Source organism: Pseudoalteromonas sp. GW168-MNA-CIBAN-0100 (assembly GCF_040309225.1).
GTDB lineage: Bacteria > Pseudomonadota > Gammaproteobacteria > Enterobacterales > Alteromonadaceae > Pseudoalteromonas > Pseudoalteromonas arctica.
This window is the reverse complement of the sequence record NZ_JBEOOL010000027.1, coordinates 15,613-31,235: the sequence shown is the minus strand read 5'-3', so window position 1 is coordinate 31,235 and position 15,623 is coordinate 15,613. Positions and strand designations below refer to the sequence as shown.

The following is a 15,623-nucleotide window of genomic DNA, read 5'->3' as shown; positions in this document are numbered from 1 at the left end:
ACTTACTTATCCTTACACAGCGGGAAACCAAGCGCTTCGCGTTTGTCATAGTAACTTTGTGCACACGCTTTTGATAACGCACGAACGCGTAAAATATAACGTTGACGTTCGGTTACCGAAATTGCATGGCGTGCGTCTAGTAAGTTAAATGCATGCGATGCTTTCATTACTTGCTCGTAAGCCGGTAGTGGTAAGTTTGCTTCAATTAACTTTTGGCTCTCTGCTTCACATTTATCAAACTGAGCAAATAAGTCTTCTACGTTTGCGTGTTCAAAATTGTAAGTAGACTGCTCTACTTCATTTTGATGGAACACGTCGCCGTAGGTTACGCGCCCTAGTGGACCGTCTGCCCATACTAAGTCGTAAATACTATCTACGCCTTGAATGTACATTGCTAAACGCTCTAGGCCGTAAGTGATCTCACCCGTTACTGGTGAACACTCAATACCACCAACTTGTTGGAAGTAGGTAAACTGCGTTACTTCCATGCCGTTTAACCAAATTTCCCAACCTAGGCCCCACGCACCTAACGTAGGTGATTCCCAGTTGTCTTCTACAAAGCGAACTTCGTGAGTTAGTGTATCGATACCCATAGCCGCTAAAGAGCCTAAATAAAGCTCTTGGATATTATCTGGCGATGGCTTTAAAACTACCTGAAATTGGTAGTAGTGTTGTAAGCGATTTGGATTTTCACCGTAGCGACCATCGGTAGGACGACGACACGGTTGCACGTATGCACTCGCCATTGGCTCTGGACCAATAGACTTTAAAAAAGTTTGCGGGTGAAATGTCCCTGCGCCCACTTCCATATCAAGTGGTTGAATAATGACACAGCCTTGCTGCGCCCAATAATCCTGTAAAGCCAGGATCAAACCTTGAAAGGTTTTTACGTCATATTTTTGCATATTTGGCTTTTTACTATCTAAGAAGTAGCGTGAAAATTACCCTTAGTATACCGTGTGTACACTCAGGTTTTAAGCAGTTTGTGTAATTGAAGAAAATAAAAAAGGAGCCATTAGGCTCCTTTTTCTATGTAAGCAATATTTTTTACACGTCTAAGTTAACTACACGTAGTGCGTTCTTTTCAATAAACTCACGACGAGGCTCTACTTGGTCACCCATTAAGGTCGCAAATAATTGATCCGCGCCAACAGCATCTTCGATCGTTACTTGTAACATACGGCGAGCACTAGGATCCATTGTGGTCTCCCAAAGCTGGCTTGGGTTCATTTCGCCCAGTCCTTTATAGCGTTGAATATAGATCCCGCGCTTCGATTCTGTGATCAACCATTCCAAAGCATCCACAAAGTTATCAACAGGTTTTGTTTTCTCACCACGTTGAATATATGCACCTTCGCTAAGGATGTTTGCGATGTTAGTACCAGTCACAGCAATGCGTTGGTAGTCACGTGACGCAATAAAGTCATAATGAAGTACGTGTGCTTTATCTACACCGTGCTGACGAATATTCACAACCGGGTAATACATATTACGCTCAGCATCATGCTCTGTACCAGCATGGAAAATAGTCGCATCTTCATCACGTGCAATCAGGTCGTCAACCAACACTTTAGTCCAAGCAATTACTTTAGCTTCATCTGAAAGGTCATCAGTTTTCAATTCTGTTTGATAAATTAAGCGTTCCATTACCGTGTTAGGGTATTTACGCTTTAAACGCTCAATTACTTTAACTGTGTTTTGATAATCGTGAACGATTTCTTCTAGTGCCTCACCTTCAAGAGCTGGTGCATCTGTACTTGCATACAACGCTGCACCATTAAGAGCAAGCGATGTTAGGTATTCAACTAATGCAGGGTCATCTTTAATATAACGCTCTTGCTTACCTTTTTTCACTTTATAAAGTGGTGGTTGAGCAATGTAAATATAGCCGCGTTCTACAATTTCAGGCATTTGGCGATAGAAGAATGTTAATAGTAACGTACGAATGTGAGAACCATCCACGTCCGCATCGGTCATGATGATGATACGGTGGTAACGTAATTTCTCAGGGTTATATTCGTCACGACCAATACCACACCCTAATGCAGTAATTAGTGTTGCTACTTCTTGTGAAGATAACATTTTATCAAAACGTGCTTTTTCTACGTTTAAGATTTTACCTTTAAGCGGAAGAATAGCTTGGTTTTTACGATTACGTCCCTGCTTGGCTGATCCGCCAGCAGAGTCCCCTTCCACTATATATAGTTCAGATTGGGCAGGATCTTTTTCTTGGCAATCAGCTAGCTTACCAGGTAAGCCTGCTAAGTCCATTGCACCTTTACGACGTGTCATTTCACGGGCTTTACGCGCCGCTTCACGAGCACGTGAGGCATCAATAATCTTACCTACAACAATTTTGGCATCAGTTGGGTTTTCTAATAAAAACTCAGTGAATTTTTCAGCCATTGCTTGTTCAACTGCAGACTTAACTTCACTTGAAACAAGCTTGTCTTTAGTTTGCGATGAGAACTTAGGATCAGGAACTTTAACACTAACAACAGCCGTTAAGCCTTCACGGGCATCATCACCGGTAGCATTGCTGGTTGTTTTAGCTTTTTTGTTAAAGCCTTCTTTTTCCATGTAGTTATTAAGTGTACGTGTTAGCGCTGATCTAAAACCGGCTAAGTGAGTACCACCATCACGTTGTGGAATATTATTTGTGAAACAGTAAATATTTTCTTGGTATGCATCATTCCACTGCATTGATACTTCAACGCTAATACCATCTTCTTCACGTTCGTGAGTAAAATGGAATACACCTTTATGTATAGGTGTTTTATTACGGTTTAAGTATTCAACGAAAGCTTGAATACCGCCTTCGTATTTAAAGTGGTCAGATTTATTTTCTTCACGTTCATCATTTAAAATGATGCTCACACCTGAATTTAGGAATGAAAGCTCGCGTAAACGCTTAGCTAAAATTTCGTAATGAAAATCTAAGTTTGTGAATGTTTCACCACTTGGCCAAAAACGCAGTTCTGTACCAGTCGTGTCTGATTCACCAATAACAGCTAAAGGTGCATCTGGAACACCCATAGTGTAAAACTGCTCATGAAGTTTACCTTCACGGCGAACTGTAAGTTTTAGCTTTTCTGAAAGTGCATTTACAACAGAAACACCAACACCGTGTAAGCCACCAGATACTTTATAAGAGTTATCATCAAACTTACCACCGGCATGAAGTACCGTCATAATAACTTCGGCTGCTGATACGCCTTCTTCTTCATGGATAGAAGTTGGAATACCACGACCGTTATCTCGTACTGAGACAGAACCGTCTAAGTGAATCGTTACATAAATATCATCACAATGACCTGCTAAGGCTTCATCGATCGAGTTATCAACGACCTCAAACACCATGTGGTGTAAGCCTGTGCCATCATCGGTGTCCCCAATATACATTCCAGGACGCTTTCTTACTGCGTCTAATCCTTTAAGTACTTTAATACTCGACGAGTCATAATTCTCAGACATGGTTAATCCCACTTATCTTGTTATTAGGTTGCCATGTTTCACGTGGAACATTTGTAGTTCTCGTTGCATGGGTTCCACCACAGCAGAAATACTTTCAGACAAAATTGAAGAGATAAAAATTTGAGAACTGCAGTGAGCAAGTAATTGTCCCACTTTCTCTTTTGTATCTTCGCCTAACTCTGAAGGTAGATCATCTATTAGCAATATAGATTGCTTATCTGTCTCTGACTCAATTAAGCTATTTTGCGTAACTTTTAACGCATATAATAGTAACTTCAATTGACCGCGTGAGAATGTATTCTCCACACTGTTGCCAGCGACACTAAAACTAAAATCGGCCTTATGAGGGCCTTTACTTGTAAATCCTTGGCGAGCATCTCGCTCAAAGTTTTGCTCTAACGCATCTGCAAGAGATTCGGTCTCTTTCCAGCCTGCGTTAAAGGTCATTTCTAAATCACGTACAAGCGTTAATTCTGCACACATTTTATCAAAAAACTGCTGCTTAAACCTACTTATATACGCCAATCTTAATTTATTTATTTCTTCAGCCAGTCTAACAAATTCTTTGTCCCAAAACTTAATTTGGTCAAAATAATTCTTGGGCTTAGTTTTTAACAATGCATTACGTTGTTTAAGTACTTTATTAAACGATTGCCATAAAAAAAAGAACTCATGTTCCACGTGGAACAAACCTAAATCTAAAAACTTTCTGCGCTCTTTAGGCCCACCAAAAAATAAAGAATAGCTCTCTGGTGTAATAATTTGCACTGGCATGAGTTGAGCTAGTTCGGATATTTTACGGCTCGCCTTACCTTGAATTTTTAAATTAGTTTCACCCGTTTGAGTTTTACTAATACCAATTGGAATAGATAAGTCGTGTATTGTTTTGCGCCCGTGAATTACAAACTGCTCTTGCTGATGCGCGATAATACTTTTGTGTTTTGGAGTACGAAAAGATTTGCCGTGAGAAAGGTAATAGATAGCCTCTAAAAGGCTGGTTTTTCCGCTGCCATTTTCACCATATATTATATTAACGCCGTTAACTGGTTCTAGCGTCAGCGCCTCAATATTACGAAAATATTTGAGGCTCAAATGACTTAAGCTCATTATGTATTTATAGTCTTATAAACGCATAGGCATAACAACGTACATTGCTTCTTCATCGCCTGCACCTTCAATTAATGCACTGCTGTTTGAGTCGGCTAATGTAAATAGTACGTCTTCTGTTTTTAATGTGTTTAGTACGTCTAATACGTAAGACACGTTAAACCCTATTTCTAGGTCAGCACCTTCGTAACTTACTTCAACAACTTCTTCAGCTTGTTCTTGCTCTGGGTTGTTGGCCGTAATTTTTAATAAACCATTTGATAAGTTTAAGCGTACGCCACGAAACTTTTCATTAGATAAAATAGACACTCGTTGGAACGCATTACGTAACCATTCTCGGTTAGCTGTAATTACTTTGTCGCCACCACGTGGTAATACACGACGGTAATCTGGAAAACGCCCATCAACCAGTTTACTTGTAAATGTAAACTCAATATCAATAATACGGATATGGTTAGCACCAAACTGAATTGTTACCAATTCATCGTCAGCTACCATAAGGCGCATAATTTCTTGCACACCTTTGCGAGGTATAATTAGCTGGCGCTGCGTATTAAGCGATTGCGTTAATTGCTTTTGCGCTATAGCTAAACGGTGACCATCTGTTGCTACTGTTTTTATGTCGGTATTATCTACTTCAAACGACATACCATTTAAGTAATAACGTACGTCTTGATTTGCCATCGAAAAATGCGTGCTTTCGAGTAACTTACGAAGCTCTAAACGAGTTAGTTGAAATTCAACCTCTCCGTCCCACTGCTCTAAATTAGGAAAATCATCAGCCGATAAAGTCGTTAATGAAAAACGGCTTTTACCACTGGTTAAAAGTAATTGATGCTCTTGCAAGCTTAAAGTAATGTCTGAACCATCTGGTAGACTTTTACAAATATCGAGTAACTTTTTAGCGGGTAACGTTAGTTTTGTATCGGCAATATCATCACCTACAAATACGCCAGAAACTAATTCAATTTCAAGGTCAGTACCCGTCATTGAAAGTTGTCCGTTTTCTACCACTAACAAAACGTTAGATAAAATTGGCAACGTGTGTTTGCGCTCTATTGCGCCCGACACTTGCACCAATGGCTTTAAAAATTGTTGTCTTGATATTGTTATTTGCATAATAAAGTCAGCCCTAAGATGACAATGTTCTTATTAAGTTTTGGTAATCTTCTTTAATTTCGTGGCTTTCGTCACGTAGTGATTTTATCTTACGACATGCATGTAATACGGTCGTATGATCGCGTCCACCAAATGCGTCACCAATCTCAGGTAAGCTGTGATTAGTTAATTCTTTAGATAACGCCATAGCTACTTGGCGCGGCCTCGCTATAGAGCGGCTGCGGCGCTTAGATAACAGGTCTGATATACGAATTCGATAGTACTCAGCAACAGTGCGCTGAATATTGTCTATGGTAACCAGTTTATCTTGCAAGGCAAGTAAATCGCGTAGCGCTTCTTTTACAAAATCGATTGAAATAGGACGACCGGTAAAGTTCGCATTAGCGATTACACGGTTAAGTGCACCCTCTAGTTCACGAACATTTGAACGTAATTTTTTGGCAATAAAAAAAGCAACTTCGTGTGGTAAGTTAATCTTACTTTGCTGGGCTTTTTTCATTAAAATAGCAACGCGTGTTTCAAGCTCTGGTGGCTCAATCGCAATTGTTAATCCCCAACCAAAACGTGATTTTAGCCTGTCTTCAACGCCTTCAATCTCTTTAGGGTAACGGTCAGAGGTTAAAATAATTTGTTGGTTGCCTTCAAGCAATGCATTAAAGGTATGAAAAAATTCTTCTTGTGAACGCTCTTTGTTAGCAAAAAATTGAATATCATCAATCATTAATGCATCAACACTACGGTAATAACGCTTAAATTCTTCTATCGCATTATTTTGAAGTGCCTTTACCATGTCTTGAACAAAGCGTTCTGAATGCATGTAAACAATTTTAGCATCTGGCTTATTTGCCATAATGCCATTACCTACTGCATGTAATAAGTGAGTTTTACCTAAACCAGTGCCACCGTATATAAATACAGGGTTAAAAGCAGAGCCAGGATTGTCGGCAACCTGTGTGGCCGCAGCTTTTGCTAATTGGTTTGATTTACCTTCAACAAAGCTATCAAAAGTATAGTTTTCTTTAATGTTAGATTTGTAACCTGACTTAGGTGCAGGTTCAACAACTGGCTTTTGCTCGCGAGGCTGTTGTTTTGCTGAAGCGTGTGCACTTGGTGCCGATTGAGTTTCTATAACCGGTGCAGCTTGTGCATTTAATAAAGGTTTACTACCTACATCAAAACGTAGTTTTGGTGCTTCAACACCACAAATCTCTACTAGTAATTCGTTAATTCTATTTAGGTACTTTTCTCTCACCCAATCAAGCACAAAGCGATTAGGTGCATAAATCGTCAAGGTATCTTCGGTACTTTCTGCTTGTAGCGGTCTTACCCACATACTGAATTGCTGCGAAGGCAGCTCATCTTGCAATACATATAAACAACTTTGCCAAACCGACAGATACACAGTTAAACTCCCAGAGATATAATTTTTATTCCCGCACATCATTAATGATTATAAATCATACATTTATTGCGTTCAAATGGTCCAATAAGCGACCCAAGACCGCGTATTATGAAGACACTTTATCCACAAGTAAAAGATTGATTTTTATAAAATTGTTGATATCGATGTATAAAATCATTAACAAGCTGATTTAAAACAGTTTTTATTTTAGATCCTGAGAGGAGATCATAACAAAATAACATCAAGATCGCGAACCAAATTTACGATCCAATTTACTTTTCCCCCGCTTTTATTCACTTTTTATACAGGGGCTGTGGAAAACTTCTTATTTATGATGATCCTAACAGATCGCCTTATATGATCTCTTATATAGTAGTAGGTGGGTTATATACCCTTAACGTAATTATGATTGACTTTACATTACTTACTCTATAATATCTCGCGCTCGCAATGGCACCTATGCCAGGATCGCGACCTGTATAGGATGTTTTAACTTTAACCGATCGGATGAGATTGTTATGAAAAGAACTTTTCAACCTAGCGTTTTAAAACGCAAACGTGCACACGGCTTCCGTGCTCGCATGGCAACTGTAAATGGCCGTAAAGTATTAGCACGTCGCCGCGCTAAAGGCCGCAAAGTTCTTTCTGCTTAATTTATAAGTGGAAGACTTTAGCTTTGGCAGGGAGTTACGTCTGTTAACTCCCTCGCATTACTCTCGCATATTTAATGAACCCGCTCGGGCTGCAACTCCTTTCTTTACTCTATTAGCTAAACCAAATGACCAAGAAAAACCTCGGTTAGGTCTTACTGTTGCTAAAAAACGTGTAAAAAAGGCATGCCAACGAAACCGTATTAAACGTCTCGCTCGCGAAAGTTTTCGTTTAAATCAACACAGCATCGATAATATTGATATTGTGCTTATGGTTAAAAATGGTATTGATGAGCAGTCTAATGAAGAAATAACCAAACAACTTACTAAATTATGGCGAAAAATTAACGAACGCTGTAAACCAGGTGCACCTAAACCGCCACCTTTTAAGAAACGCCCAAACAAATCAGCTAAATCTAACAAACAAACCTAATTGCAATAGAATTGCAGGGTTAATTAATGTATCTTTAGCTCACCTTTTAATCATGCATTTAAATTTTCTAATTGAGTCTTTAAATACATGATATCTATCTCACTAAACTTAAGTAGGGGCATAAACATCATGAGGTTACTTAAACCACTTGTTGCTTTACCAACTTTTTGTTTAGTGTTATTTATCCGCGGTTATCAAAAGTGGATTAGCCCGCTGTTAGGTCCGCATTGTCGTTTTAATCCAACCTGTTCTAGTTATGCTATTCAAGCAATTAAATTGCATGGATCGGTAAAAGGTAGTTGGTTAGCTTTAAAACGCATATTAAAATGCCATCCTTTACATTCAGGCGGAGACGACCCCGTTCCTGAAAAATTAACCCATATTAACCACCAACACGAGAAATAAGAGCTGTTATGGAATCGCAACGCACGTTTTTATTAATTGGCCTAATGCTAGTGTCGTTTTTATTGTTCCAAGAATGGGATAATGATTACAACAAGCCTAAAGTCGATCCAAGTGCCACAACACAAACACTACAAGCAAATTCACCAGAGTCGGATGATTATATTCCTTCATCGTCAGATTCAGAGTTACCTGCTTCAGCAACTTTAGCTAAGCGTTCAGTTATTGAAATTACAACTGACGTTTTTAAAGTTAAAATTGACACCAAAGGCGGTGACATTGTTGAAACAGACCTTCTTCAATACGAAGAGACAAAAGGCAGTGACACGCCTTATATGCTTCTTGGTCAGCTTGATGGTGGCAAACAATACTTTTCACAAAGTGGCTTAATTGGTTTAAATGGCCCTGACGGATCAGCTAATGGTCGCCCTACTTATAGTACCGAACAAAAATCATATACCTTAACGGGTGATGAGCTTCGCGTTCCACTTCAGTTTACTGATAGTAATGGTGTTAGTTTTACTAAAACGTATGTATTCAAAAAAGGTCAGTATGACGTAGGCTTAGAATACAAAATTAACAACACTACCAGCGCACCTCTTCAAGTACAGCTATACACGCAAATTAAGCGTACCGTACAAGAAAAAGGTAGTATGGTTGATCAAAACTATTTAGGTGCTGCATACGGTACTGATGAAGAAAAATACGAAAAGTATAGTTTTTCAGATATGGCTGATAAAAACCTAAATAAAAGCACACAAGGTGGTTACGTTGCCTTTATTCAACATTACTTTGTAAGTGCTTGGGTTCCAATGCAGGACCAATCAAATACACTTTATAGCTTAATTACAAAAAGTAATGCCGCTATTATTGGTGCTAAAGATCCCGCTGTAAATATTCAAGCTGGTAGTGAGCAAATACTAACTGCTACTTATTATATGGGCCCGAAAGAGTCAGATATTCTTGAAGCGATTCACCCAGACCTAGACCTAACCGTAGATTACGGTTGGTTATTTTTTATCTCGCAACCTTTATTTGTATTGCTAAAATGGCTACACAGCATTTTAGGTAACTGGGGTGTAGCAATTATTGCCATCACTATTATCGTTAAATCGTTAATGTACCCACTTACTAAAGCGCAATACACTTCAATGGCAAAAATGCGTGCCCTACAGCCTAAAATGGCAGCCCTTAAAGAAAAGTTTGGTGATGACCGTCAAAAGTTCGGCCAAGCAACTATGGAAATGTACAAAAAAGAAAAAGTTAACCCAATGGGTGGCTGTTTCCCTATTTTGCTACAAATGCCAATTTTCTTAGCCTTGTTCTACGTATTCTTAGAGTCTACTGAACTTCGCCATGCTGAATTCATTTTTTGGTTAACTGACCTTTCTGCGAAAGACCCGTACTACGTATTGCCAATATTATTTGGTGCGAGTATGTTTGTGACGCAAAAGCTACAACCTATGACGGTTACTGATCCAATGCAGCAAAAAATGATGACCTTTATGCCGGTTATCTTCTCTGTATTCTTCTTATGGTTCCCATCTGGTTTAGTTCTTTACTGGTTAGTGTCTAACCTTATTTCTATTGTCCAGATGTTAATCATCTACCGTGGCATGGAAAAGAAAGGAATTAAAGTAAGAGGCTAACTAAGCTCCTACTTATATAAAGGCGACTTCGGTCGCCTTTTTTATTGCCTGTTTTTCACCACAGCTATTCGCTACAAATAAATCGATAGGTTACAATACGGGCATAAAGTTACTCATCGTTGGCAAATTAATAGCATGATCAATCAAGATACAATTGCAGCACAAGCAACAGCACCTGGACGTGGTGGTGTTGGTATTATTCGCGTTTCAGGTAGCCTTGCTAAAAGTGTCGCCGAAAAAGTAGTAGGTAAAATACCTAAAGTTCGCTACGCCGATTATGTGCCATTTAAAAGCCTTGCTGGCGAGCAACTTGATCAAGGTATTGCCATTTACTTTGCAGGTCCTAACTCATTTACTGGTGAAGACGTACTTGAATTACAAGGCCACGGCGGTCCTGTAGTACTAGACATGTTACTTAAAGAAATTAGTAAAATAGAGGGCGTTCGTTTAGCAAAGCCTGGTGAGTTTTCTGAGCGCGCATTTATGAATGACAAGCTTGATTTAACACAAGCAGAAGCTATCGCCGACTTAATTAATGCCACTAGCGAGCAAGCCGCTAAAAGCGCCCTACAGTCTCTCCAAGGTGAATTTTCTAAGCACATAGAAACACTCGTAGAAAAAGTAATTCACTTACGCATGTATGTAGAAGCGGCAATAGATTTTCCTGATGAAGAAATTGATTTTTTATCAGATGGTAAAGTGTCAGGCGACTTAGACGCGATTATTACTCAGCTTAACACTGTAACCAACCAAGCCAAGCAGGGCAGCATCATGCGCGAAGGTATGCGTGTTGTTATTGCAGGTCGCCCTAATGCGGGTAAATCAAGCCTGCTTAACGCTCTAGCCGGTCGTGAAGCCGCAATCGTAACAGAAATAGCCGGTACCACTCGCGACGTACTACGAGAGCATATACATATAGATGGTATGCCACTGCATATTATAGATACAGCAGGCCTTCGTGAAAGCCCAGACAGAGTAGAACAAATAGGTATTGAGCGTGCATGGGATGAAATAAACCAAGCCGACCGCGTTTTATTTATGCTTGATGGCACTGATACTATAGATACTGACCCGCACAAAATTTGGCCTGAATTTATGGCAAAATTACCAGAAGGTATGGGGGTTACGGTCATCAGAAATAAAGCTGATTTATCGGGCGACATAGTCGGAATGGAGCAAGAGCAACAATACCCGGTTATCAGCTTAAGTGCTAAAAATGCTGACGGTATTGAACTTGTTCGCGAGCATTTAAAAGCTTGTATAGGCTTTCAAGGTGCAACAGAAGGTGGCTTTATGGCGCGCCGTCGTCATTTGGATGCACTAGAAAGTGCTGCGTATCATTTAGAAACGGGTAAAACACAGTTAGAAATGCACATTGCTGGTGAAATACTCGCTGAAGAACTGCGTTTAACACAGCAGTATTTGAATGAAATAACCGGTGAATTTACCTCAGACGACTTACTTGGCAAAATATTTAGCTCGTTTTGTATTGGTAAATAAACACCCTATTACAGATATATTTTTATTATAAGAGCACTTAGGTGCTCTTTTTTTATGTAAAATATTCTGCTGTAAAATATGTATTTATACACCTGATGCCTGCAAATTACTGCCAATAAAATCATATCCAAAACTACCTTTGTTACGTGCTAAGAGAGGTCAGATTATATAGAGTAGGCAATACTGAGAGTGCTTATTGGAGGAATTAATAGCACAAATTACACCTATTATTAAGGCTAAAACCGATGCCTTTTCAAACAACCGCACGCTTTAATAGCATTATATGTCATACAAAAAGTAGTTATAAATGGCTTCCTTATACTTACTTTAGCTCACAAAAATGCACTAAAACACACCTCATACACGCAAAAAATAATGCTATTCGCTCAATTAAAGAGCTAAAAAACACTGATTAGTACTCTAAAAAGCTTACTTTTGACAACATATAATTTGATAATCACCGTGATTTTTAAATAAAATAACTCAACTGTTAAGTATTCAAAACTTTTGATCTGCTAACTCCACCAGCAAAATTAATAAAAATAGCAGCTCTAAATTCGCATAAAATTAAAAATACCGAGATCACTTATCCACAATACCTAATTTTCAGCTCAAATAAATACCAAAACTAGGTAAATCAGTCGCAAAAACCTCATGATCAATTGTAATTTATCTATTTATGAACTTATTTTTAATTAATTTCATTAGATCTGCTTTATTAGATCATTTTTAAAAATTATTTTCGATCTAAATTTAAGGTTATCAACAGGCTTTATATCCACATTATGATCAACATGTATTTTTAATTGAGATATTTACAATTTAATTTTTTACTGACAAGTAATATCAATAACTTAGCGAATATAAAACAACCTAAAAAAACAGTTTAAGCAGAGCTTTCCCCACTGTTATCAACAACTTGATCAGAAGATTACATTTAAAGATAATTTGTTAAACACTATATTATCAACAACTTAAAGACACAATTTTGAATGAGTGTAAAATTACCGCAAAAATAGTTATACAAAAAAGCACTCTTAACTTTACTGTTATCCTCACTCAGTTATCATAGGCGGCAATTATAACCAATGTGATCACTAATATTCATGAGTTCAGTAAATCTTATTGTCGGCAGCCAAATGGGATCAGCCGAGTATGTTGCAGAGCAATTAAGCGACGCGCTTAATAACCTTGGTATTACTACGCAACTACATGATCAACCTGAATTTAGCGATATTGATCAGCAAAATACCATTTGGTTAATCTGCACATCAACTTATGGTGCAGGTGATTACCCTGAAAATCTTATTAGTTTTGTTGAAGATGTAACTCAAGCAGATGATTTATCTGAATTAAAATATTCAGTAATCGCTTTAGGCGACACTAGTTATGACACTTATAACCTAGCAGGACGTAATATAGATGCCTTATTAACTCAAAAAGGCGCTATAAAAGTAGCAGAACGTTTAGAGCTTAATATTCTCGATGAAGCACTACCAGAAGACACTGCATTAACATGGTTAGACTCTTGGATAGCTCAAACAGGCATAAAATAGATAGATCAAGTAAAAAGTTATATATAAAGTTACCCACAATTTACTAATAATTTAATAGGTTTTGTGGATAAAGATTGAATAAACTGCGTTTTAAAGCATGCTTATCCATTGGATAAGATCCAACTGATTCAACCCTGTGCATAAAGTGCCTTTTTGATCAGAGCTTATTTGCTGGATGATCCGATCATATTAACACCTTTAGATCTGATCTAATTTCATGTTTTAAATGAAGATCTAAACCTTATCAACAGAAAAGTCGATCAGTAGTAGTAATAGTAATAAAAGATCTCTTTAAAAGATCCTTTATATTATTAGAGATCACATACTTAGATCTTGCCCTTTGTTTAATCATTTATCTTCTGCCAATTTCTAGGTAGAATACGCTCCCTTTTGAAGTTTACCGGTTTGATTTAAGTAGGATCCCATTAATGATTTTTCACGAAAATTTTGACGTTATCGTAGTAGGTGGTGGACATGCTGGCACTGAAGCCGCATTAGCAGCTGCCCGTATGGGGATGAATACCCTGCTACTGACTCACAATATGGATACCCTTGGTCAAATGTCTTGCAACCCAGCAATTGGTGGGATTGGCAAAGGTCATTTGGTAAAAGAGATCGACGCGCTTGGTGGTGCAATGGCACAGGCCATTGATAAAGGTGGGATCCAATTTCGTACACTAAATTCTTCAAAAGGACCTGCTGTTCGTGCTACTCGAGCACAAGCAGATCGCGCTTTGTACAAAGCGGCTATTCAAACAACATTACAAAACCAAGATAACCTTAAGATTTTTCAACAATCATGTGATGATCTTATTGTTGAAAACGATCGTGTTACTGGCGTAGTAACTCAAATGGGTTTACGTTTTAGTGCACCAAGTGTTGTTTTAACCGTGGGTACTTTTTTAGGCGGCTTAATTCATATTGGTTTAGAAAATTATAAAGGCGGTCGTGCAGGCGATCCTCCTTCAATCGCTTTAGCTGATCGCTTACGTGAACATCCATTTAGAGTTGATCGTTTAAAAACGGGTACACCTCCACGTATTGATGCACGTACTGTTGATTTTACAAAAATGGAAGCACAGCCAGGTGATACACCAACTCCTGTGTTTTCGTTTATGGGTAAACAATCAGATCACCCACAACAGATACCGTGTTACATAACTTACACAAACGAAAAAACACATGATGTTATTCGTAAAAACTTACATCGCTCACCTATGTACTCAGGTGTTATTGAAGGTATTGGTCCACGATACTGCCCTTCAATTGAAGATAAAATTGTTCGTTTTGCAGATAAAGATAAACATCAAATATTTGTTGAGCCTGAAGGTTTAACATCATACGAATTATACCCAAATGGTATTTCGACTAGTTTACCGTTTGATGTACAACTTGAAATCGTGCAATCGATTACAGGTTTTGAAAATGCACATATTTGTCGACCTGGCTACGCAATTGAATATGATTACTTTGATCCACGTGATTTAAAACAATCTTTAGAAACTAAATTTATTGAAGGTTTATTTTTTGCAGGTCAAATTAACGGTACTACCGGCTATGAAGAAGCTGGGGCACAAGGCTTAATTGCTGGTATGAATGCTGCATTAAAAGTGCAAGGCAAAGATTCTTGGACACCACGTCGTGATGAAGCTTACGTGGGTGTATTAATCGACGACTTAGCAACACTGGGTACAAAAGAACCATACCGTATGTTTACCAGTCGTGCCGAATACCGTTTATTACTTCGTGAAGATAATGCTGATATTCGTTTAACTGAAAAGGGCCGTGAGCTAGGTTTGGTTAATGACGAACGCTGGCAGGCATTTAACGAAAAAATGGAAGTAATCGAAAAAGAGAAGCAACGCATCAAAGATACGTGGATTCACAAAGATCACGCCGTTGTAGAACAAGTAAATGCATTACTGAAAACACCGCTTACACGTGAAGCAAGTTTAGAAGAATTACTTCGTCGCCCAGAGATTCGTTATAACGATCTTATGGCTATAGAAGGATTAGGATCTGAATTTACAAATAAAGCGGCACTTGAACAAGTTGAGATCCATACTAAGTACGCAGGTTATATTGCGCGTCAACAAGATGAGATCAACAAACAGCTTCGTCATGAGCAAACAATTTTACCAAAAGAGTTTGATTATAAAACCGTATCTGGTTTGTCAAATGAGGTAGTTGCCAAGCTTATTGAGTCGCGTCCTGACACTATTGGTCAAGCATCGCGTATTTCTGGTATCACCCCAGCGGCGATTTCGCTATTATTAGTGTATCTGAAGAAGCAAGGCTTATTACGCAAATCCGCGTAACGGTAAGGGTACA

12 protein-coding genes are annotated in these 15,623 nt (G+C 38.5%); 7 read left to right on the top strand and 5 right to left on the bottom strand.

Going from position 1 to position 15,623, the window contains the following annotated elements:
• Positions 1-2: 2 nt before the first annotated feature.
• The 5 genes from glyQ to dnaA form a co-directional block, all read right to left on the bottom strand.
• Entirely contained in the window at positions 3-905 is a 903-nt protein-coding gene (glyQ, locus tag AAEY62_RS15670) for a glycine--tRNA ligase subunit alpha (RefSeq protein WP_007584197.1), read from the bottom strand.
• Between the two features lie 142 nt (positions 906-1,047).
• Complete coding sequence (gene gyrB / locus AAEY62_RS15665; RefSeq protein ID WP_008172005.1) at positions 1,048-3,474, bottom strand: DNA topoisomerase (ATP-hydrolyzing) subunit B; 2,427 nt, start codon at positions 3,472-3,474, stop codon at positions 1,048-1,050.
• Between the two features lie 12 nt (positions 3,475-3,486).
• A complete protein-coding gene (gene recF, locus AAEY62_RS15660) occupies positions 3,487-4,581 on the bottom strand; it encodes a DNA replication/repair protein RecF (RefSeq protein WP_008138030.1) in 1,095 nt (364 codons plus the stop codon).
• A gap of 15 nt (positions 4,582-4,596) precedes the next feature.
• A complete protein-coding gene (dnaN, locus tag AAEY62_RS15655; protein WP_004335206.1) occupies positions 4,597-5,700 on the bottom strand; it encodes a DNA polymerase III subunit beta in 1,104 nt (367 codons plus the stop codon).
• 13 nt (positions 5,701-5,713) lie between these two features.
• Positions 5,714-7,102 (bottom strand): chromosomal replication initiator protein DnaA, encoded by a 1,389-nt coding sequence (dnaA, locus tag AAEY62_RS15650; RefSeq protein ID WP_010555148.1) that lies wholly within the window; start codon positions 7,100-7,102, stop codon positions 5,714-5,716.
• A 518-nt stretch (positions 7,103-7,620) separates the two neighbouring features.
• Between dnaA and rpmH the strand changes: the two genes are divergently transcribed.
• From rpmH to mnmG, 7 genes are all read left to right on the top strand, one after another.
• A complete protein-coding gene (rpmH, locus tag AAEY62_RS15645) occupies positions 7,621-7,755 on the top strand; it encodes a 50S ribosomal protein L34 (RefSeq protein WP_004335215.1) in 135 nt (44 codons plus the stop codon).
• A 7-nt stretch (positions 7,756-7,762) separates the two neighbouring features.
• Entirely contained in the window at positions 7,763-8,185 is a 423-nt protein-coding gene (gene rnpA / locus AAEY62_RS15640) for a ribonuclease P protein component (RefSeq protein ID WP_007584204.1), read from the top strand.
• Positions 8,186-8,314: 129 nt separating this feature from the next.
• Positions 8,315-8,590 (top strand): membrane protein insertion efficiency factor YidD, encoded by a 276-nt coding sequence (gene yidD, locus AAEY62_RS15635; protein ID WP_008138026.1) that lies wholly within the window; start codon positions 8,315-8,317, stop codon positions 8,588-8,590.
• Positions 8,591-8,598: 8 nt separating this feature from the next.
• Positions 8,599-10,236 carry a membrane protein insertase YidC gene (gene yidC / locus AAEY62_RS15630; protein ID WP_024591278.1) on the top strand — a complete coding sequence of 546 codons (1,638 nt, stop codon included), beginning with the start codon at positions 8,599-8,601 and terminating at the stop codon, positions 10,234-10,236.
• Between the two features lie 135 nt (positions 10,237-10,371).
• A complete protein-coding gene (gene mnmE / locus AAEY62_RS15625; protein ID WP_007584209.1) occupies positions 10,372-11,736 on the top strand; it encodes a tRNA uridine-5-carboxymethylaminomethyl(34) synthesis GTPase MnmE in 1,365 nt (454 codons plus the stop codon).
• A 1,106-nt stretch (positions 11,737-12,842) separates the two neighbouring features.
• Positions 12,843-13,292 carry an FMN-binding protein MioC gene (gene mioC / locus AAEY62_RS15620; protein WP_024591277.1) on the top strand — a complete coding sequence of 150 codons (450 nt, stop codon included), beginning with the start codon at positions 12,843-12,845 and terminating at the stop codon, positions 13,290-13,292.
• A gap of 428 nt (positions 13,293-13,720) precedes the next feature.
• Positions 13,721-15,610 (top strand): tRNA uridine-5-carboxymethylaminomethyl(34) synthesis enzyme MnmG, encoded by a 1,890-nt coding sequence (mnmG, locus tag AAEY62_RS15615; RefSeq protein ID WP_010555145.1) that lies wholly within the window; start codon positions 13,721-13,723, stop codon positions 15,608-15,610.
• The last annotated feature ends 13 nt before the right edge of the window (positions 15,611-15,623 follow it).